Origin of the sequence: Nocardia otitidiscaviarum NBRC 14405 (assembly GCF_000308635.1) — a bacterium.
Classification (GTDB): Bacteria; Actinomycetota; Actinomycetes; order Mycobacteriales; family Mycobacteriaceae; genus Nocardia; species Nocardia otitidiscaviarum.
The window spans coordinates 37,659-55,771 of record NZ_BAGD01000050.1 but is presented as its reverse complement, the minus strand read 5'-3'; the positions used below and the strand labels follow the sequence as shown (position 1 = coordinate 55,771).

General features: G+C 68.1%; 21 protein-coding genes and 1 tRNA gene. 11 read left to right on the top strand and 11 right to left on the bottom strand.

The features are described 5' to 3' along the window. Positions 1–15: 15 nt before the first annotated feature. Positions 16–942, top strand: coding sequence for an NAD-dependent epimerase/dehydratase family protein (locus tag ON31_RS09245; RefSeq protein WP_039811587.1), 927 nt, complete (start codon positions 16–18; stop codon positions 940–942). Positions 943–1,001: 59 nt separating this feature from the next. On the opposite strand, the gene ON31_RS09240 is transcribed toward ON31_RS09245, so the two are convergent. The 3 genes from ON31_RS09240 to ON31_RS09230 all read right to left on the bottom strand — a co-directional run bounded on the left by ON31_RS09240 (position 1,002) and on the right by ON31_RS09230 (position 2,466). Next, complete coding sequence (locus tag ON31_RS09240; RefSeq protein WP_039811584.1) at positions 1,002–1,520, bottom strand: DnaJ family domain-containing protein; 519 nt, start codon at positions 1,518–1,520, stop codon at positions 1,002–1,004. Between the two features lie 13 nt (positions 1,521–1,533). After that, the gene (locus tag ON31_RS09235; RefSeq protein WP_039811582.1) at positions 1,534–1,800 is read right to left on the bottom strand and encodes a DUF2277 domain-containing protein; all 267 of its coding nucleotides are present in this window, start codon (positions 1,798–1,800) and stop codon (positions 1,534–1,536) included. Between the two features lie 78 nt (positions 1,801–1,878). Beyond that, positions 1,879–2,466: a DUF4352 domain-containing protein gene (locus ON31_RS09230; RefSeq protein ID WP_039811579.1), complete on the bottom strand. Its 588-nt coding sequence runs from the start codon at positions 2,464–2,466 to the stop codon at positions 1,879–1,881. Between the two features lie 318 nt (positions 2,467–2,784). Here ON31_RS09230 and ON31_RS09225 point away from each other — a divergent pair, with 318 nt between their 5' ends. Next, complete coding sequence (locus ON31_RS09225; RefSeq protein WP_085996365.1) at positions 2,785–4,812, top strand: TerD family protein; 2,028 nt, start codon at positions 2,785–2,787, stop codon at positions 4,810–4,812. Between the two features lie 46 nt (positions 4,813–4,858). Here ON31_RS09225 and ON31_RS09220 read toward each other — a convergent pair whose 3' ends face one another. Continuing rightward, positions 4,859–5,236: a hypothetical protein gene (locus ON31_RS09220; RefSeq protein ID WP_147287176.1), complete on the bottom strand. Its 378-nt coding sequence runs from the start codon at positions 5,234–5,236 to the stop codon at positions 4,859–4,861. A 207-nt stretch (positions 5,237–5,443) separates the two neighbouring features. Here ON31_RS09220 and ON31_RS09215 point away from each other — a divergent pair, with 207 nt between their 5' ends. The 4 genes from ON31_RS09215 (at position 5,444) to ON31_RS09205 (ending at position 6,929) form a co-directional block, all read left to right on the top strand. Beyond that, positions 5,444–5,755, top strand: coding sequence for a hypothetical protein (locus ON31_RS09215; RefSeq protein WP_051037018.1), 312 nt, complete (start codon positions 5,444–5,446; stop codon positions 5,753–5,755). 238 nt (positions 5,756–5,993) lie between these two features. Beyond that, a complete protein-coding gene (locus tag ON31_RS09210; RefSeq protein WP_147287177.1) occupies positions 5,994–6,326 on the top strand; it encodes a hypothetical protein in 333 nt (110 codons plus the stop codon). A gap of 74 nt (positions 6,327–6,400) precedes the next feature. Further along, positions 6,401–6,631, top strand: coding sequence for a hypothetical protein (locus ON31_RS36555; protein ID WP_147287178.1), 231 nt, complete (start codon positions 6,401–6,403; stop codon positions 6,629–6,631). A gap of 16 nt (positions 6,632–6,647) precedes the next feature. Continuing rightward, the gene (locus ON31_RS09205; RefSeq protein ID WP_147287179.1) at positions 6,648–6,929 is read left to right on the top strand and encodes a hypothetical protein; all 282 of its coding nucleotides are present in this window, start codon (positions 6,648–6,650) and stop codon (positions 6,927–6,929) included. A gap of 266 nt (positions 6,930–7,195) precedes the next feature. On the opposite strand, the gene ON31_RS09200 is transcribed toward ON31_RS09205, so the two are convergent. Continuing rightward, positions 7,196–7,268, bottom strand: a tRNA-Asn gene (locus ON31_RS09200). A gap of 186 nt (positions 7,269–7,454) precedes the next feature. Here ON31_RS09200 and ON31_RS09195 point away from each other — a divergent pair. After that, on the top strand, positions 7,455–7,700 hold the full coding sequence (locus ON31_RS09195) for a hypothetical protein (protein ID WP_029932092.1): 246 nt from the start codon (positions 7,455–7,457) through the stop codon (positions 7,698–7,700). Positions 7,701–7,717: 17 nt separating this feature from the next. Here the strand turns inward: ON31_RS09195 and dnaG are convergent, their stop codons facing one another. Then, positions 7,718–9,634 (bottom strand): DNA primase, encoded by a 1,917-nt coding sequence (gene dnaG, locus ON31_RS09190; protein WP_039811566.1) that lies wholly within the window; start codon positions 9,632–9,634, stop codon positions 7,718–7,720. Positions 9,635–9,743: 109 nt separating this feature from the next. On the opposite strand from dnaG, the gene ON31_RS09185 reads away from it, so the two are divergent. Genes ON31_RS09185 through ON31_RS09175 form a run of 3 tightly spaced genes read left to right on the top strand, consistent with a single transcriptional unit; the run spans position 9,744 to position 11,614 of the window. Next, the gene (locus ON31_RS09185; RefSeq protein WP_039811563.1) at positions 9,744–10,334 is read left to right on the top strand and encodes an energy-coupling factor transporter transmembrane component T family protein; all 591 of its coding nucleotides are present in this window, start codon (positions 9,744–9,746) and stop codon (positions 10,332–10,334) included. A gap of 60 nt (positions 10,335–10,394) precedes the next feature. Further along, a complete protein-coding gene (locus ON31_RS09180) occupies positions 10,395–10,943 on the top strand; it encodes a biotin transporter BioY (protein WP_039811561.1) in 549 nt (182 codons plus the stop codon). Then, the gene (locus ON31_RS09175) at positions 10,940–11,614 is read left to right on the top strand and encodes an energy-coupling factor ABC transporter ATP-binding protein (protein ID WP_039811558.1); all 675 of its coding nucleotides are present in this window, start codon (positions 10,940–10,942) and stop codon (positions 11,612–11,614) included. Before ON31_RS09180 ends, ON31_RS09175 begins: the two co-directional genes overlap by 4 nt. A gap of 13 nt (positions 11,615–11,627) precedes the next feature. Here the strand turns inward: ON31_RS09175 and ON31_RS09170 are convergent, their stop codons facing one another. From ON31_RS09170 to ON31_RS09150, 5 genes are all read right to left on the bottom strand, one after another. After that, positions 11,628–12,305, bottom strand: coding sequence for a 2OG-Fe(II) oxygenase family protein (locus ON31_RS09170; protein ID WP_039811555.1), 678 nt, complete (start codon positions 12,303–12,305; stop codon positions 11,628–11,630). A 183-nt stretch (positions 12,306–12,488) separates the two neighbouring features. Further along, the gene (locus ON31_RS09165) at positions 12,489–13,202 is read right to left on the bottom strand and encodes a HalD/BesD family halogenase (protein WP_039811552.1); all 714 of its coding nucleotides are present in this window, start codon (positions 13,200–13,202) and stop codon (positions 12,489–12,491) included. A gap of 125 nt (positions 13,203–13,327) precedes the next feature. After that, a complete protein-coding gene (locus ON31_RS09160; protein ID WP_039811550.1) occupies positions 13,328–14,581 on the bottom strand; it encodes a deoxyguanosinetriphosphate triphosphohydrolase in 1,254 nt (417 codons plus the stop codon). Between the two features lie 3 nt (positions 14,582–14,584). Next, on the bottom strand, positions 14,585–15,250 hold the full coding sequence (locus ON31_RS09155) for a YdcF family protein (RefSeq protein ID WP_051037031.1): 666 nt from the start codon (positions 15,248–15,250) through the stop codon (positions 14,585–14,587). A gap of 29 nt (positions 15,251–15,279) precedes the next feature. Next, on the bottom strand, positions 15,280–15,975 hold the full coding sequence (locus ON31_RS09150) for an MBL fold metallo-hydrolase (protein WP_039811547.1): 696 nt from the start codon (positions 15,973–15,975) through the stop codon (positions 15,280–15,282). Between the two features lie 65 nt (positions 15,976–16,040). Between ON31_RS09150 and ON31_RS09145 the strand changes: the two genes are divergently transcribed. Then, a complete protein-coding gene (locus tag ON31_RS09145; RefSeq protein WP_039811546.1) occupies positions 16,041–18,041 on the top strand; it encodes a TPM domain-containing protein in 2,001 nt (666 codons plus the stop codon). The last annotated feature ends 72 nt before the right edge of the window (positions 18,042–18,113 follow it).

The following is an 18,113-nucleotide window of genomic DNA, read 5'->3' as shown; positions in this document are numbered from 1 at the left end:
GGAGAGGAGTCGGTCGTGCGGGTACTGGTGACGGGGGCCGAAGGCTATGTAGGGCGGGCGGTCGTCGCGGCATTGCGGAGCAGCGGATACCAACCGGTCGCGATGGTACGCAGGCCGACTTCCACCTTGGAAGCGGTGCGCGAGCTGCCGACGGAGTGGGCGGATATCCGGATCGCCGAGCTGCTCGACGCGGCCGCGGTACGGGAGGCCGTGGAGAGCGTCGATGCCGTCTGCCATCTGGCCGGGCTGGGGCGCGCCCGCGAGTCACTGACCGATCCGCTGCGATATTTCCGAGTCAACACCGGGGGAACGGTCACCCTGCTGGAGGCCATGGCCGGTGCCGGTGTGCGCCGAATCGTGCTTGCCTCGACGGCTTCCATCTATGGGTCACCGGAGCTGCAACCCATGGGCGAGGCCCTGCCGGACGCACCGCCGCACCCGTACGCGAGCAGTAAGCTGGCGGCCGAACTCGCCGTCGAAGCGCAGGCGAGCACCGGTCGGCTCGGCGCGGCCGTACTGCGGCTGTCGAATATCGCGGGCGGTGCGGATCCGGACCCGACCAGGCTGATTCCGCGCGCCCTCGCCGCCGCTCTCGACGGCACTCCCCTGACGGTCAACGGTGACGGCACCGCGGTCCGCGACTACCTCCATGTGCGCGATGCCGCAACGGCTTTCGTGGCCGCGCTCGAGCAACTGCCGCCCCAGGGATCGTCACGCCGCTACAACATCGGCAGCGGGAAGGGCTCGAGCGTTCTCGATGTAGCCGCCGCCGTCGAGCGCGTCACCGGACGCCGCGTCCCCCTGGTCCATGGCCCGGCCGTTCCCGAACCGCGCACGCTGATCATCGACCCGGGCCGCGCTGTGGGTGAACTCGACTGGGCACCAAGTGCTTCCGATCTCGACGCGCTCGTGCAGGACTGCTGGGCACACCGTCGGAAGTAGGCCGCTGCCTCGTGTGGCCGCCACGGCGGCGCCGCTGGCTCTGTGGCCGCCACGGCGGCTCAGTGCCGTCGGCCGCCCCACAGCCGATGCCACCAGCGCGTCGGCGCATCGGTCCGGTCGCGGCTGGATTCGTCGGAGTCGGCGCGGACGGCTCCGATGGCCGTTTCAGTCGCCGTCAACCGGCCGCTTCGCCATCGCGCGACCACCTCGTCCGCATCCACGGGCCGGATCGGCACGGCCGGTCCGACCGGCATCCGCAGCCACTCCACAATGCGCCGATTGAGTTCTCCGACCGTTTCGCGCACCTGGGCCTCCGAGTTCGCGTCGCGCACGCTCTCGTCGATCCGCTCGATATCCCGCCGCAGCAGCAGCGCGGGCGGCAGCAGCGCGTCCCCCGACACTCCCTCCCGTTTCAGATACCCGTGCAACCACCAGTTCTCGTCGACCGGCGTCCCCTCCCCCGGGATCGGCTTCCCCGCCCCTTCCAGATCGTCGAACTCACCGCGTTCGGTCGCCTCCCGAATCTGCCGATCGATCCAGGATTCGAACCCCATCCCCGCCGGTTTCCGCTCAACCATGCGAACCTCCCGCTCAGGCGCGCTGCATTCGTGCCCTCACCTCGGGCCGCCGCAACGGCGGCACGGTCTTGGGCGGCACCCGCCGCTCCGGCAGCGCGTCCAACAGCCGCTCGGTGGCCGCCGCGATCTCCGCCACCGCGGCGTCCACCGCCGCCCGATTGGTGTCGGACACGCTCGACAGCCCGCCGACCTTCCGCACATATTGCAGCGCGGCCGCATTGATCTCCTCCGGCGTAGCCGCCGGTTCCAGCCCTCGCAGGGCGGTGATATTTCGGCACATAATCCGAGGCTAGCGCGCCGCACCGACACCCGGCAGCCCGTGATTCGAGCTGCTCGGTGCCGGTCGGCGCGGCCTTCGCTATTCGAGTGCGACCCGCGCACCCCCGGAGAACATCGAGTCATGGAACTCGATGGCAGTGATCCGGGAGCCGACCGGGATATCGAAGATGATCGTCTTCGATATCGTCAGGCCAGGGTTGAGTTCCTTGGGTCCGGAATCGATGGTCAATTCCGCCATCGTGTCATTGGTGAATTCCCGGCCCTGGTCGTCGATCGCCTTCTGGTTCTCACCGAAGTAGCTGCGCGGCTCGCCGCCGGTATTCGTGATATCGACATAGACGAGCAGGTATTCACCCTGGGCCGTCTCGGCCAGGTAACCCTCGCCGACCGTCGGTGTGCGCTCGGTGCCCGTCACCACGAATTCGAACTGCCCGTCCCGAACGGGCGAACCGGCGGGCGCGGCCGAGGTGCGGCGCTCCTCGCTCTTGGCCACTTCGTTGGCTGTTGTGCTGAAGAGTGCCACGCAGCCGCCGACGAGGGCGACGAAGGCCAGAAATACGGCGAGCAGCACCCACGGCCAGACCTTGCGTTTCCGCGGTGGCATCGGGTACGGCGCGCCAGCAGGTTGCTGTGCCGGGATGGGATAGCCCGGAGGCGGTGTGGTCATTGTTTCCCCACATGGTCGGGGCAGAAGGAGATCCTTCTGCGAAAAATCTGTACGGCGGGTTTGCCGTACCGGTGCTGAGACATCCGCCCGGACCGGAGCAGTCGTTATCCACGTCCGAGCGGCTGGCACAGGACGTCAGTGCAAACGACGCGGAATAGTGAATTCCTGGCTCAGGAAGTCAGCAGAGTTTTGTACTGAACACGATGTGTGACCTGTTTGCCCATTTGTGTCCCGACATATCGAAGACGAGATATGTAACGGGTCCTCGACCACCGTCGAAACCCATTGCACCGCAGTCGAAATTCGAAGGGTGAAACGGTGACGTCAGCAATGCTGTCCAAAGGTCAGAATCTGCCCCTGCCCGAGGATGTGGAACGCATCGATGTCGTCATCGGATGGACGGAATCGGAGATCGACGTCGACGCGTCGGCGCTATTGCTCGGCACCGACCGGAAGGTACGCGGCGACAGCGACTTCATCTTCTACAACCAACCCGAATCGGCGGACGGCTCGGTTCGCATGCTGGGCACGAGCGCGACCGAGGAGGGCGCGCAGACCCGCATCACGATCGATCTGACCGCCGTTCCGGAGGACGTCCACACGGTGGCGCTGGCGGGCAGTCTCACCACCGGCGCCTTCGGCGATCTGGGCAAGATCGCGTTCCGCATCGTGGACGGCACCGGGCATCCGGTGGCCGAGTACCTGTCGGGTGATGCCTCGTCGGAATCGGCGTTCCTGTTCGGCGAGGTGTACCGCCGCGCCGACACCTGGAAGGTGCGCGCGGTGGGACAGGGTTGGGATTCCGGGCTCGCCGGTCTGGCAACGGATTTCGGCGTCACCATCGACGACGATCAGGAACCGGAAGCACCGGTCGACGCGGCGGCTCCCTCGGTTGCGTGCGCGCCGTCCGGCGAAGCGGCCGCGCCATCCGACGAAGCGGTCACGCCGGAGGTCGGTTCCGCAGCCGCCGACGCGGTCTCGAAGCCGACGCGAACCCGGGGCGTGCGCACCGCCAAACGGGTCGCCAAGAAGGCCAAGCCGATCGAATTCCGGCTCGCCGAGAGCGATACCTGGCAACCGGCCCGACTGTTCTCGGTCGTCGGCGTCGGTGCGAGCGAGGAGCAGGAGCGCCGCGCCACCTCCGCCCTGATCGCCACCATGCAGGCGGTTCGCCCCTTCGCACGCGCGCTCAGCGCCCGGATGGGCGCTCCCGCAGGGGCTTTCGAAGGCTATGTCGAAGTGCAGTACGAGCGGGGTGATTCCAAGGTCATCCCCGACGCGGTTCTCAAGGTCGTACGCGGCAACCGAGTGTGGACGGGCCTGCTGGAGGTGAAGACCGGCACCGGCAAACTCAAGCGTGATCAACTGGAGAGCTACCTCGATGTGGCACGCCGGAAGAGGTACGACGCGGTCGTGAGCCTCTCCAACGATGTTCCCGCGGGCCCCGGCGAACTGCCGGTCGAGGTGGACCGCCGCAAACTCGCCAAGGTGGACCTGCGGCACCTGTCCTGGGCCGAGATCGCCCACGAAGCGCGCATGCTGCTGTCCCACGGCGGCATCGACGACGAACTGCGAACCTGGATCCTCGGCGAATTCCTGCGCTACCTCGAACATCCCCGTTCCGGAGCCACCGAATTCACCGATATGGGCCGCCATTGGGTCGCCGTGCGTGACGCCGTCACCGCGGGCACCCTGCGCGCCGGCGACCAGAAGGCGCTGACCGTCGCCGAACGCTGGGTGTCCCTGTCCCGCCACCTGGCCCTGCGCCTGACCGCCGAACTCGGCGTGGAGGTCAAACATCAGCTGCCGCGTCGGCACCGCACCGATCCCGCCGCCCGCAACACCGCCGTCGCCGAACGCCTGGCATCCGACGGCACTTTCGAAGCGACCCTGCGTATCCCCGACACCGCGGGCGACCTGATCGTCGTCGCCGACATCCGCACCAACAAGATCCGCTGCCGCACCACCCTGGAAGCCCCCAACGAAGGCACCGCCGGCCGCCGCCTCTCCTGGTTGCTCCGCCAACTCGCTGATGCCCCCGGCCAAGTCCAAGTCGAAGCGGTGTTCTCCGAGAAGGGTATGGAGACCTGCGAACACCTCGACACCATCCGCGCGAACCCGAAGATCCTGACCGACGGCCGTGCCGGAGAGATCGTCTCCTTCTCCCTGGAACAAACCTTCCCTCTCGGCAACCGCCGCTCCGGCACCGCGGCCAGTTTCATCACCAGCGTGACGACGGCGACCGATGCCTTCTACGGAGCGGTGGTGCAGCCGCTGCGGGAGTGGGTGCCCGCGGCCCCGAAGCAGTCGGACCAGCCGCAGGGCGACGGGCCGGACTTGACGTGAGGCACGCCGATGCCGCCGGTTCTCACCCCGGCGGTTCAAGCGGCCGTCACGGCTTGGGCAGTGCGTCCTTGACAGGCTTGTCCTGGACGTAATCCGACAGGCACAGCAGGTCCGCCAACGACACCTGATCATCGTTCTTAGCGGGATCGTCCCCGAAGATCGCCTGAATGACCTGCAACTGAGCCGCCTTGTCCAACTTCGTGAACTGCCCGCACGTCACACTCAGCGGATCGTCCACCGTCGCGGGCGGCGCCGCCTGCGCGGACATCTTCGCGGTGGTCGTGGTTGTACTGGTCGCGGCCACAGCGGTAGATGTCGAAGTCGATGCGGACGCAGGCGTCGCCTCATCCGTTGAACAGCCCCCCACCACGATCACCGCGAGAACCATCGCGGACAGGGCACATGCCGAACGTGCTGATTTCATGCGGCTCATCTTGCCCGAGGCGCGGGCGGCTTGCCGTCCGGGCCGGCAGGCTCGACTGTCTCCGCGAGTACCGGATTCATGAGTGCTGAATGGTTGCTACAGCAGTTCTACCAGCCATCGCCACGCACCCTGACCAGCGCCGCAGCAATCCGCACCTACCGACTATCCCTCGAGAGCCATGCTGGAAACGCCTGGAGAGGAGTCGCCGTGGCCATGTTCGAAGCTGATATCGAGCAGATCAACGGGCTTGCGCGCACTCTCGACGTGGTTGCCGCCACGATTGACGCCATAGACGTCCGCACCTCGGCGCAGTCAGTTGCCGTGGCATTGCCGGGAACTCCACTCGGTGCGGCCTGCGAGTTGGCAACCGAATACACCGAAGGTGCGTGGCTACGCGTCTCGCAGCGAATCGCGCAGATCTCGGCAGCGATGACACAGGTCGCGAATGACGTCGCGGCCACCGATGACGCGTTCCGCCGACGGTTGGAAGCGATGGGTTTCCACACCGGGGGCCGCTGATGAGCGGATGTACAGCTATGACCCCAAGTATCGCGAGGTCCCTCCAGAAATCCGGGTCGTGCGGATCAATCCGGTAGAAGGCCAGGGGCTGGTCCGGACCTCGCACTTCATCGAATAGCGCGATGTCAGCAATCCGCAATGGAACAACCCTGGTGGCAATCCCTTCGCACCGGGGTTGGCCGCGGACCCACCGATACTCGATGGCGACGGTACGACGGTCAACCTCGACGACCACAAAATGACCGTCAACGGCGACCTGGTCTTCACGCCCGGCCGCGACGGGGTCACACTCGCGGGCACCCGCACCGATTACCCGTCACTGGAGGCCCACCAGGATCTGCCCTCCGGCGCGACGCGCACCATCGCCATCGATCCCGCGGCTACCGGCCGATCGTGGGGTCCGGCTGTCAACCTGCCCTTCCACCACGACATCGGTAATCCCGACACCGTGTTTCCCAGGTTCCACGACTGGAACTACGAATATGACGTGCCAGGAAATCCGACACAGTCGACACCGTTCGGACCCGTCGACACCCCACCTCACGTACCACTGCCGAAGGGAATGAACTGATGGGGCACAGCGCAACTGGTTCCGATCACCGGTATTGGACGGCGGCGACGTGGAGTGTCGCCGGGTGGTTCGTCGTGAACACATTGGTTCTGCTCATCGCCGGGCGGCTCATCGACTCCGAGGCCACGGAGATTCCATTGGGAGCCTTCGTCATTGCCGCAGCGGTGTCGGCGGGATACGCGGCAGTGCTGTGGTGGTGGGGATCGGGATCCGTTCGCGCCGTCGCCACAGCCGCCGTGGTAGCTGCATCTGCTTGGAGTGCGGCTACGGTACTTATTGCGCTGCTCTACTTTTCGGCAAAGTAGGACAGGGGCCGCCGCAATGGTGAATATCGATCGCCCCAACTCGGGAGTGACTGCTTGGTTCGGCCCGGCGTCCGTGTCCACAGCGACGATCACCTTGACGATCAACCTGTTCCCGGTAACGATCGTCCCCTCGCTCGTCTTCCTCCTCGCTTTCCTCTACGTCGCCGAACTCGTCGCCGCGGCCATCCTTTGCTTGTCGGGCGGCCGTGCACGGCATACAGGAGCCGGCCTGCTCGTCGCCGTGATCGGCACACTGCTGTGCTTCGCGGCAGCAACGGTGATCAGTCAACTCTGGTGAGCTGTTGGCAGGCACAGCAGGAACCCGCTCGCAGGTTCTCGTCGAAGCCCGCTCCGACATTGAATGGATCGGCTTCGCGAACAACCAGTGGTGCGTCCGCCAGCACCAGTACCGCCAACGCTGTTGGACGACTTGGCCGGACTTCGACAGGACCGGTCGACGAAACATTCGGCGGTGAATTCTCGAGGCTTCTTGGTGCGGGTCCGATCAGTGGACCAAACGAATAAGGCCCCTGACCATGCCTACTGGTCAGGGGCCTATTCCTGCTCCCCCATCTGGACTCGAACCAGAAACCTGCCGATTAACAGTCGGCTGCTCTGCCAATTGAGCTATAGGGGATTGTTTCCCGTTCCGGCCTGGCGGGCCGAACGGATTGAAACTTTAGCGTACGTTCGCCGAAGTTCCCAAATCGCCCCTCTACCTGCGGACATGTGGTGGGTTGGGGGTGGGGTGCCGGATCGACAGGGGGTGGGGGGTTCGGGCAGGATGTAGGCGCGGACTGGCCTACGGGAGGAGCACTTCTCAATGCTGCGGTTGATCATCGGCGTCGCTGCCGGGTATGTGTTGGGCGCGAAGGCCGGGCGGGCTCGGTATGAGCAGATCAGCAAGACGGCGCGGGCGATCAATGAGAGTCCGGTCACGCGGAAGCTGGTGCTGGTGAGTCGGCAGAAGCTGGCGGACAAGTTGAGCACCCAGCCGAAGCTGGAGCCGATGGTGCCGCTGGACGAGCGCACCACCGTGATGGTGCCGCAGGATCAGCTGCGCCGCTGACGCGGGCTCGGGCAGGTTCAGCTGCCGATGGCGAAGTCGTCGGAGTTGCCCATGGCCTGGGTGAGCAGGCTCTTGCGGTATTGCTCCAGGGCTACCAGGTCGCCGAAGAGTTCCAGGTAGGCGTCGGTCTGCTCGGTGGAGGAGATGCGCTGGAGTTTGGACTTGAGCTGGGCGATCTGGCGGCCGACCCAGGCTTCCTGGGTGCGAGCCAGGACGCCGGTGATGACGCGGGGGACGTCGTCGGCGGATTTGACCGGGAGGGGTTCGGCGGCCAGTTCGGAGACCAGGGCGCGCAGCGTCAGGTCAGGGGTGTTGTCGGCGACCAGGGCGACCCATTCGGAGCCGCCGATACCGCTGGAGACACCGCCGGCGGCGGTGATGGCGGTGCGGACGGCGATGTAGGCGGGGTGGGTGAAGGCCTCCGGGTCGAGAGTGTCGAAGAGCGGACCCGCCAGGGCCGGGTATTGCAGTGCGGCGGCCAGGGATTGGCGCTGCGGGAGCAGGGTTGGGTCGTTGGGGTTGGGGCGGGCGGCGGGGTGCGCCATGACCTCCTGCGCCGCTTCGCGTCCCGGGATGCCGGGGCGCGCGCCGCCGCGGGCGATCTTGCGGGCCTCCTCGCCGACGCGGCGGACGACGAGCTGGATATCGTCCCAGCCGACCCAGCCCGCGAGTTTGGTGGCGTACGCCTTGCGTAGGGCGTTGTCCTTGATCTGGGCGACCACGGGGACGGCGCGGCGCAGGGCATCGACCTGGCCCTCGGGGGAATCCAGGTTGTGTTCGGCGAGCAGGCCGCGAATCACGAACTCGTACAGGGGGACTCGGCGGGCCACCAGGTCGCGGACCGCGCCGTCGCCGGAGCGCTGGCGCAGCTCGCACGGATCCATGCCGTCGGGGGCCACGGCGATATAGGTCTGCCCGGCGAGCTTCTGGTCGCCGCTGAACGCCTTGAGGGCGGCGGCCTGCCCGGCCGCGTCGCCGTCGAAGGTGTAGATGATCTCGCCGCGCCAGAAGTTGTCGTCCATGAGCAGGCGGCGCAGCACGGCGAGATGTTCCTCACCGAAGGCCGTACCGCAGGACGCCACCGCGGTTTTCACGCCCGCCAGGTGCATGGCCATCACATCGGTGTAGCCCTCGACCACCACCGCCTGATGTGCCTTGGCGATGTCGCGTTTGGCCAGATCGAGGCCGAACAACACCTGGGACTTCTTGTACAGCGTCGTTTCCGGGGTGTTGATGTACTTGGCGGTCATCTGGTCGTCGTCGTAGAGCCGACGCGCGCCGAAGCCGATCACATCACCGCTGAGATTGCGGATGGGCCACAGCAGTCTGCGGTGGAAACGGTCGATGGGGCCCTGGCGACCCTGCTTGGACAGGCCCGCGGCCTCCAGCTCCTTGAACTCGAAGCCGCGGCGCAGCATATGTTTGGTGAGTGCGTCCCAGCCGCCGGGAGCGTAGCCGCAGCCGAACTGGCGGGCGGCGTCCGCGTCGAAATTGCGGTCGGTGAGGTACTTGCGGGCGGCCTCGGCTCCGGGCTCGCCCAGCTGCGCCATGTAGAACTCGTGGGCGGCCTGATTGGCTGCCACCAGGCGGCTGCGGGTGCCGCGGTCGCGCTGCACCGAGGTGCCGCCGCCCTCGTAATTGATCTTGTAGCCGATCCGGTCGGCCAACTGTTCCACGGCCTCGACGAATCCGACGTGCTCGATCTTCTGCAGGAAGGCGAAGACGTCGCCGCCCTCACCGCAGCCGAAGCAGTGGAAGTGACCGTGCTGCGGACGCACGTGGAACGACGGGGACTTCTCGTCGTGGAATGGGCACAGGCCCTTCATCGAGAGCGGACCGGCCGCCTTCAGGGCGACGTATTCGCCGACGACATCCTCGATCCGGACTCGTTCACGAATCGCTGCGATATCACGATCAGGGAGTCGTCCGGCCACGCCGCGAGTCTAGCCGCGCCACGGCGACACGCGAGACCCGGACGCACCCGGAGATCGGCCCCGGCCCCCGCACCTCGGGAAAGGGTGGGCCGCATGCCACCATCTAGCGGTGCTCAGCCTCTATCACGACGCCCGGACGCCGGTGCATGCCGTGCCCGCCGGAGCGAAGCTGATCGTTTTGGCGACCACGGGCACCGCCCTGTTCTTCGTCACCTCGCCGGTGTGGCTGGCGGTGGCGCTGGGCGTCGTGCTGGCCCTGTACGCGCTGGCACGAATTCCCTGGCGAGCGACCGGACGGCAGGTGCTGGCCATCGCCCCGTTCCTGGTCCTGATCGCCATCGCCCAGCTGATGTTCACCGGCTGGGTGAGCGCCGTACTGGTGAGCGAACGGATCCTGGCGCTGGTGCTGCTGGCGAATCTGGTGACGCTCACCACGCGCACCTCGGCCATGATCGACACCATCGAACGGGTATTGAGTCCGCTGCGACCGGTCGGCGTGCGCCCCGAGCGGGTGGGCCTGCTGGTGGCCATGACCATCCGCTTCATTCCGGTCATCCGCGAACAGGCCGAGCTGGTGCGGGCGGCGCAGCGGGCGCGCGGCATCGAGCGCAGCACCGCCTTCCTCATTCCACTGCTCATCCGCACCCTGCGCATGGCGGACAATCTCGGCGAGGCCCTCGACGCCCGCGGGCTGCAGTAGCGCCGCGGCAAGCGAGACCGCCGTACCAGATCACACCCGTCCCTCCCCTACGATGCTCCGGTGCGTAGTAGGGATTTGGCGCAGGTGGCGCTGTTCACGGCGATCATGGTGGTGCTCGGGTTCTTCCCGCTCATCCAACTGCCGGGGGCGTTCGCGCCGTTCACCTCGCAAACCCTGGGCGTGATCCTGGCGGGATCGATCCTCGGCGCGAAACGCGGCGCCCTGGCGATGCTGTTGTTCGTCGTGCTGGTCCTGGTGGGCCTGCCGGTACTGCCGGGCGGACGCGGCGGACTGTCGGTGATCCTCGGTCCGACGGGCGGCTTCGTCCTCGCCTATCCGGTCGGCGCGCTGGTCATCGGTCTGCTGACCGAGCGACTGTGGCGGCGCTACAACCTGCCCGTCGCGCTGGCGATCAACTTCTTCGGCGGGGCGATCGTGTTGTACGCCATCGGCATTCCGTGGATGGCCGTCGCGGCCGACATCCCGCTCGGCAAGGCCATCGTCACCTCCGCGGCCTTCCTCCCGGGTGATGCGGTGAAGACGGTGATCGGCTCGCTGGCCGCGGTCGCCGTGCGCCGGGCCTACCCCCTCATCCCGGCCCGCGCATGATCGAACTCGAGGGTGTCGGCCATCGTTTCGGTGAGCGCGAGGTGCTGCGCGAGCTGAATCTGACGCTGAGCGAGCACCGCATCGGCGTCATCGGCTCCAATGGCTCGGGCAAATCCACCTTCGCCCGGTTGCTCAACGGCTTGCAGATCCCGACCGAGGGCCGGGTGCGAGTGGACGGGCTGGATACCCGCAAGCGGGGCCGCGAGGTGCGCAAACGGGTCGGCTTCGTCTTCCAGGACCCCGATGTGCAGATCGTCATGCCGACCGTGGCCGAAGACCTGGCGTTCGGGTTGAAACACCACGGGCTGGCCAAGCCGGAGATCGCCGCCCGCGTCACCGAGGTGCTCGCCGAGTACGGATTGAGCGACTACCGCGACCATCCCGCCCATCTGCTCAGCGGCGGACAGAAACAGCTGCTCGCCATTGCGGCGGTACTCGCGGTGCGACCCGACCACGTCGTGTTCGACGAGCCGACCACGCTGCTGGACCTGCGCAACAAGCGCCGCATCACTCGCTTGCTGCACACCCTGCCGCAGCGCGTGGTGGTTGTCTCCCACGATCTGGATCTGCTCGCCGACTTCGACCGTGTCCTGGTGTTCGACGAGGGCCGCGTCGTCGCCGACGGGCCGCCCGCCGACAGCGTCGCCCACTACCTCGCCATGCACCCGTAGCCGAACTCGCGCGTCAGCCGTGCGAGTTGGCGGCGAACCGCGGTGGCGCGGATCGGAATTCGACGGTCGATTCGACCGCCATGGTGACGGCGACCCGGCCCTTGGCGGCATGCGGGGACCACAGCCGATGCGCGGCGGCGCGCACCCGCCCCGCGGTCGCGGCCTCGGCCGCACCACCGACCGTCAGCAGCACCGAATTCTCCCGGGGCGGCACCTCCCGCCAGTGTCCGGCGGAGTCCTCGACCAGCAGGCCGCACAGCAGGTCCGGCAGCAGGAAGGTCAGGAAGCCGGTGTCGCCGTGGACGGCGGTATCCGGCGTGCGGCGCCGGTCCGGCTCCGGGCGGACGTGCACGAGCTGCGGGCGCACCGCCGTCACTCGCCCGACCCAGCGGTCGAAGTGATCCTCCGGATACCCCAGTGCCGAGGCGAGCGCGGCGAGCAGATCCGGTGACAGTGCCGCGAGGCCGCGCGCCCAGTCCGATACCGACTGGCGCAGCTGGGCGGTCGCGACATCGTCGGGCAGGTGCGCGACATCGATCACCCCCGAGGCGGCGGCGTGCGCGCAGAATTGCCTGGCCGCCGCGAGGACGTCGACGAGCGGGAGCTGCCTAATCTCGACGCCGATCAGATAACAGACACCGGTGTCCGCCAATGCGTCTCGGAGCCGGGTGCCGAAATCGGCCCGGTCCATTCGCAAACCGGCCACATCGAGCGTTGGTACGCGGAATCTATCGCCCACGGCGATCAGCCCCCCTCTGAATGCAGCGCACCCGAAAAACCAACTGGAACGAATCATTCGCGGGGGAATGATTCCGGGTGCAGAATGACACAGCCGAATGACACTCGACAAATCCTCGTCCCACGATTCGAGACCTCATGGTCGACCCTCCGCACCGAACCGGCGCCGACGGGCTTCCTCACCGAGGGTACGCCCGGGACGGGAATGGAAATCCATGGTCGCGCTCACGCGGGGCACCGGTCCCCGGCTCGGCGTCACCCGGTGCACCGACAGCCTGCCCGCGTGCAGCATCAGCGCACCGGGCAGGGTGGGCAGCACTCGCACCGAATGTCGGCGCGGACCCGCGATGAGCTGGGCCGGAAACGATTCCCCGGTCGCCCAGGGCAGCGGCACGTACTCGAACATGCCGCCGTACTCCGGGGCCAGGACATGCAGGGTGAGCGTGTAGTCAGCGGCATCGAAATGCCAGTTCTCGTCGGCGGGTTCGTGACCGTGCACCGTCACCGCCGCGCGGTCGTCCGCGGACCGGTAGGCATGCTCGCCGACCACACCGGAGACGAAATCGAGCAGTGGTTCCCAGCGGTAGAGAAGTTTCAGTGGCGAGGATTCGGGTATTCGGTCATAGGTCAGCGTGGTGACACTGACGGTCGAGTCCGCCACGGAATCGTCCGATTCCACGACCATCTCGGCTATTTCGATAATGGCTCCCCTTTTCAAGAAGTCGCGCAGCAGCACCGTGCCCGTGGATTCGAATTCCGCGCGCCACTGTGCCATCAGGGTTTTCAGGACCGCGGGGTCACGGCGGTCCAACGGATACCGATCCAGGTCGACGGCTGATTCGAGTCCCATCGGCATCGTGTCCCCTGCTCGCCGAATTACCGCCGCGGGAACGATTGGGCGCGACGGTCTCTCACCTTCCAGGGTGACATATCGTCCGGCGGCGGTTCGAGGTTTCGCGACCGGTTAGGGGTGCGCTAGGGGATCGCGGCCGCGACGCGCTCCAACCGGCTCTCGGTGTAGGACGCGATCTGATCCACGATGACGCGCACCCGGGCTGCGTCGTCGGCGGCGACCTCCCACCAGGGCAGCAGTACCGGATCCAGCCCGCGCGGCGCGGTGGCGAGCAGGTGGTCGGCGACCGACAGGATGCGTTCGCGCTGGTCACGCTGGCGATCCTGGTGGCCACGGTCGGACATGACGTAGCGCAGGGCGACCGTCTTCAGCACGGCGACCTCGGCGGCGACGATCGGGGGGACCGCCAGGTCGGCGGCGTAGCGGCACAGTCGGCGACCGCCCCACGCCTCCCGGGTGGCCTCCACCGCGGCGGTGGCGAAGCGGCCGACCAATTCACTGGTGAGGCGTTTGAGCGCCACCGAGGCCGCCAGCGACGCGTCGTAGTCGCAGGCGGCGGCCACCACCGGCAGCTCGGACAGGCGCTGCGCCGCGGCCACGAGCTCGTCCGGATCGAGTGAACGGTGCTGTGCCGCACCGAGTTCGGCGAGGGCGGCCTGCTCCACCGGATCGCCCAGGGCGCGCAGATCGATGCGGCCCGCGATCACACCGTCCTCCACATCGTGCACGGAGTACGCCACATCGTCGGACCAGTCCATGATCTGGGACTCCAGGCACTGGCGGCGCTCCGGGGCATTCCGGCGCACCCACTCCAGCCGCTCCATGTCCACGTCGTACGCGCCGAACTTGCCGCCGGGAGCGGTTCTCCCCCACGGGTACTTGATCACCGCGTCGAGGGCGGCGCGGGTGAGGTTCAGACCCGCGCTCACCCCGTGCTCGTCGACGACCTTCGGTTCCAGGCGGGTGAGAATCCGCAGGTTCTGGGCATTGCCCTCGAATCCACCGTAGGCGTCGGCGAACTGGTCGAGGGCGTGCTCACCATTGTGGCCGTACGGCGGATGGCCGATATCGTGGGCCATTCCGGCCAGATCGACCAGATCCGGATCGCAGCCCAACCCGTCGGCGATACTGCGGCCGATCTGCGCGACCTCGAGCGAATGGGTGAGCCGGGTGCGCGGGGTGTCGCCCTCGCGCGGACCCATGACCTGTGTCTTGTCCGCCAGTCGCCGCAACGCGGCGGAATGCAGCACTCGCGCGCGGTCGCGAGAGAAATCGGTGCGGCGCGCCGGCGTCGACGACCAGCTGAGCCCGGCCGTCTTGGCGGATTCGGTGACCAGGCGGGCCCGGTCGTCGTCGGTGTACGGATCGGCGCTCATGGCTCACTGCTCCGCGGTGTACTCGAAATCGGCCGAGTAGTGCGTGATCCGGTACCAGATCAGGGCGAAGGTCTCCCGGAAGATGCCGTGCGCCTGCGACTCCCGGGTGTAGACGGCCGGACCGGTGCGCGTGGGTGCGGTCCACGCCTCCAGCCCCGCGTCGCGGGCCATGGTGCGGGTACGCAGCGAGTGCCACGGATCGCTCACCAGCACCGTCGACGTCTTGTCCCGGGCCCGGAGGGCCTTGGCGACGGCCTCCACGCTCTGCAGGGTGTCCGAACCGGTTTCCACGGCCAGGATGCTGTCGGCCGGGACACCGCGGGACTTCAGGTAATTCTTGCCCGAGGCGGCCTCGGTGTAGTTGTCGCCCAGCTGTTTTCCGCCCACGGTGACGATCAGCGGGGCCACGCCGCGCTGGAACAACCGGTACGCCTGGTCCAGGCGCGCCTCGAAGACCGTGGACGGGGTGCCGTCGTATTGGGCCGCGCCCAGCACCACGATGGCGTCGGCCTTCGAGTAGTCGCTGATCCGGGCGACCTGCCAGACCCGCACGGCCGTCCCGCCGACCACGACCAGCCCGGCCAGCACCGCCCCCATCAGTAGCCGCGCGGTCCAGCGCCAGATGCCGCGCGCGCAGCCGCCCCGCTCGTCGGCGGCCGCCCGCCGCATCGGGTCGGGGTAGCCGCGCTGCTGGATGTTCACCAACCGCGTCGCCGCCACTCGGGCAACTGCGGACGCTCCGCGCCGAGCGTGGTGTCGTCGCCGTGGCCCGGGTAGACGACCGTGTCGTCACCGAAGCGGGCGAACAGCTTGGACTCGACATCGCCGAGCAGGGAGGTGAAATCCTCGGGGGTACCGGTCTTGCCGACACCGCCCGGGAAGAGCGAGTCGCCGGTGAAAAGGTGGGTGCGCCCCGCGCCGTCGGTGAGGGCCAGCGCGACCGATCCGGGGGTGTGGCCGCGCAGATGGATCACCTCGAGGTCGAGTTCGCCGATGCGCACCGTCTCGCCGTCGGCGAGCAGCCGGTCCGGGGGCACGGGCAGGGCGGGGGCGTCGAGTTCGTGGGCGGCGGTGGGGATCTCGGTGGTCGACGCCACCTCCTTCAGCGCCCACCAGTGGTCCGGGTGCTGATGCGTGGTGATGATGAGCTCGACCCGGCCGGGGGCCTCCTGCTCGATGAGTTCCAGCAGGCGTTCGGCCTCGTTGGCGGCGTCGATCAGCAGGGTCGCGCCGGTGGCGGTACACCGCACCAGATAGACGTTGTTGTCCATCTGGCCGACCGACATCTTCACGATGCGCGCGCCCGGAACCTCCCGCTGCTGCGGATTGCTGCCGGGGGCGACATGGCCCGTATAGGTCGAATCGATCGTGATCACACTGCCGATGGTAGTCATGGCCGCCGACACGGGTGGTAGGAAGAAAACTCACGCACCCCTTCCCTGCGGATAGATTCGAGACCATGGCGCTACCGAAGCCACTGATCCTGGTCCTGACCGGCTTTCTGCTGGCCTTCACACTGCTGACCGCTCAGCCCGCTGCGGTGCGGGCCGAGCAGCCGACGCGGCTGCCCGGGTACGTCACCGACACCGCGCAGGTGTTGAGCGACGCGCAGGAGGCCGAGGTCGCGGCGGCCGTGGAGGAGCTGTACGGCGCCGAACGCGAACGGCTGTGGGTCGTCTATGTGCGCGACTTCGCCGGGATGGACCCCCGGGAGTGGGGTGAGCGCACGGCGGCGGCCTCCAATTTCGGGGATCGGGATGTGCTGCTGTCCGTCGCCGTGGACGACCGCGCCTACGCGTTCACCGGCAGCCTTCCCCAGGATGTCGGCGAGAGCGACCTGGACCGCATGCTCACCGATGACGTGGAACCCAGACTGCGCGCCGAGGACTGGGCCGGGGCCGCGGTGGCGACCGCGCACGGGCTGGCGGCGGCCATGAATCCGCCCGGGATCAATCCGCTGCCGCTGCTGATCGTCGCGGCGGTGGTGGTGCTGCTGGTGGCGGGGCTGTGGTGGTGGTCGCGGTCCCGGCGGGCCGAGCGGGAGCGGCGGGAACTGGAACGGGTGCGGGAGATCGACCCGACCGACACCGGCGCGCTGACCGCACTGCCGCTGCCGACCCTGGACACGCGCTCGCGGGAACTGCTCGTGGACATCGACAACGCGATCCGCACCAGCACCGAGGAATTGCGTTTGGCCACCGACGAATTCGGCAACACCACCACCGCACCCTTCGCCGCCGCGCTGGAGGCCGCGAAACACGCATTGGCCACAGCGTTCTCGATCCGCCAGCAGCTCGACGACGCGATCCCGGAGTCCCCGGATCAGCGCCGCGGCATGCTGGTGGACCTCATCGCCACCTGCGGGCGCGCCGACCGGGAACTCGACGCCAAGGTCGACGAATTCGACGCCATGCGCAATCTGCTCATCAATGCCGGAGACCGGCTGGACGCGCTGACCCGGAGCCTGGTGGAGCTGACGGCGCGGATGCCGGGCGCGGAGACGACGCTGGACACGCTGGTGCGGGAGCATCCGGCATCGGTGATCGCGCCCATTCGCGACAATGTGAACATGGCGCGCGAGCGAATCGCGTTCGCGGAGCACAATATCGAGCAGGGCCGGGCTGCGGCTGCCCGGCCGGTGGGTGAGCAGGGCGCCGCGGTCGGAGCCATCCGCGCCGCCGAATCGGCGGTGGACGCGGCGCGCACGCTGCTGGACGCCGTGGACACCGCCGCCACCGATATCGCCGCCGCGCGATCCGGACTGGCCGCGATGGTGGCGGAGCTGCGGCGCGATCTCGCCACGGCCGAAACCCTGGGCGCCCATGGGGGAACCGAACTGCCCGCGGCGACCGCCGCGGCGCGCGACGCCCTGAACGACGCCACCGCCAACGGCGACGCCAACCCGCTCGGGGTCTTCCAGCGGGCGGTGGCCGCGGACACCGCCCTGGACAAGGCGATCGCCGCCGCCACCGACCGCAAGCTGGCCGCCGACGATCTGGCGCGACGGCTCGATCAGGCCATGACGGCCGCGCGGGGACGCATCAATGCCGCGGCCGATTTCATCAGCACCCGGCGCGGCGGCGTGGACGCCGAACCCCGCACCCGATTGGCCGAGGCCCAACGTCATCTGGACCGGGCGCAGGAACTCGCCACCACGAACCCCGGCGAGGCGCTGCAATCGGCCCAGCGCGCAGTGGAACTCGGTGCCAGCGCCCTGCACACCGCCGAGGCGAACGTGCGGTCCTGGCAGGCCAGCCACACACCCACCGGCGGCTCGCAGACCGGCGCGGTGCTGGGCGGCATTCTCATCGACGGCATGCTGCGCGGGATGGGCACCGGGTACCGGCGCGGCGGTGGGTTCGGCGGCGGATTCAGCCGTGGTGGCGGCCGCGGGATGGGGCCCGGATCCTTCGGCGGGTCGCAGGGTTCGCGGCGCATCAGCCGCGGCGGGCGTTTCTGACGTCGGCTCCGACTTGCGGGCATGCGCACCGTTTCGCAACCGGAGATCGGAGACGCGGACTAGCGTGGGTTC

What these genes read in the sequence shown, in the direction of transcription:
- ON31_RS09205 (WP_147287179.1), top strand. Translation starts at nt 6,648, where the DNA reads ATGGTGAATATCGATCGCCCCAACTCGGGAGTGACTGCTTGGTTCGGC.
- ON31_RS09150 (WP_039811547.1), bottom strand. Translation starts at nt 15,975, where the DNA reads ATGACTACCATCGGCAGTGTGATCACGATCGATTCGACCTATACGGGC.
- ON31_RS09230 (WP_039811579.1), bottom strand. Translation starts at nt 2,466, where the DNA reads ATGACCACACCGCCTCCGGGCTATCCCATCCCGGCACAGCAACCTGCT.
- ON31_RS09170 (WP_039811555.1), bottom strand. Translation starts at nt 12,305, where the DNA reads ATGGACCGGGCCGATTTCGGCACCCGGCTCCGAGACGCATTGGCGGAC.
- ON31_RS09220 (WP_147287176.1), bottom strand. Translation starts at nt 5,236, where the DNA reads ATGAAATCAGCACGTTCGGCATGTGCCCTGTCCGCGATGGTTCTCGCG.
- ON31_RS09160 (WP_039811550.1), bottom strand. Translation starts at nt 14,581, where the DNA reads ATGAGCGCCGATCCGTACACCGACGACGACCGGGCCCGCCTGGTCACC.
- ON31_RS09175 (WP_039811558.1), top strand. Translation starts at nt 10,940, where the DNA reads ATGATCGAACTCGAGGGTGTCGGCCATCGTTTCGGTGAGCGCGAGGTG.
- ON31_RS09240 (WP_039811584.1), bottom strand. Translation starts at nt 1,520, where the DNA reads ATGGTTGAGCGGAAACCGGCGGGGATGGGGTTCGAATCCTGGATCGAT.
- ON31_RS09155 (WP_051037031.1), bottom strand. Translation starts at nt 15,250, where the DNA reads ATGCGGCGGGCGGCCGCCGACGAGCGGGGCGGCTGCGCGCGCGGCATC.
- ON31_RS09210 (WP_147287177.1), top strand. Translation starts at nt 5,994, where the DNA reads ATGACCGTCAACGGCGACCTGGTCTTCACGCCCGGCCGCGACGGGGTC.
- ON31_RS09145 (WP_039811546.1), top strand. Translation starts at nt 16,041, where the DNA reads ATGGCGCTACCGAAGCCACTGATCCTGGTCCTGACCGGCTTTCTGCTG.
- ON31_RS09165 (WP_039811552.1), bottom strand. Translation starts at nt 13,202, where the DNA reads ATGGGACTCGAATCAGCCGTCGACCTGGATCGGTATCCGTTGGACCGC.
- ON31_RS09195 (WP_029932092.1), top strand. Translation starts at nt 7,455, where the DNA reads ATGCTGCGGTTGATCATCGGCGTCGCTGCCGGGTATGTGTTGGGCGCG.
- ON31_RS09235 (WP_039811582.1), bottom strand. Translation starts at nt 1,800, where the DNA reads ATGTGCCGAAATATCACCGCCCTGCGAGGGCTGGAACCGGCGGCTACG.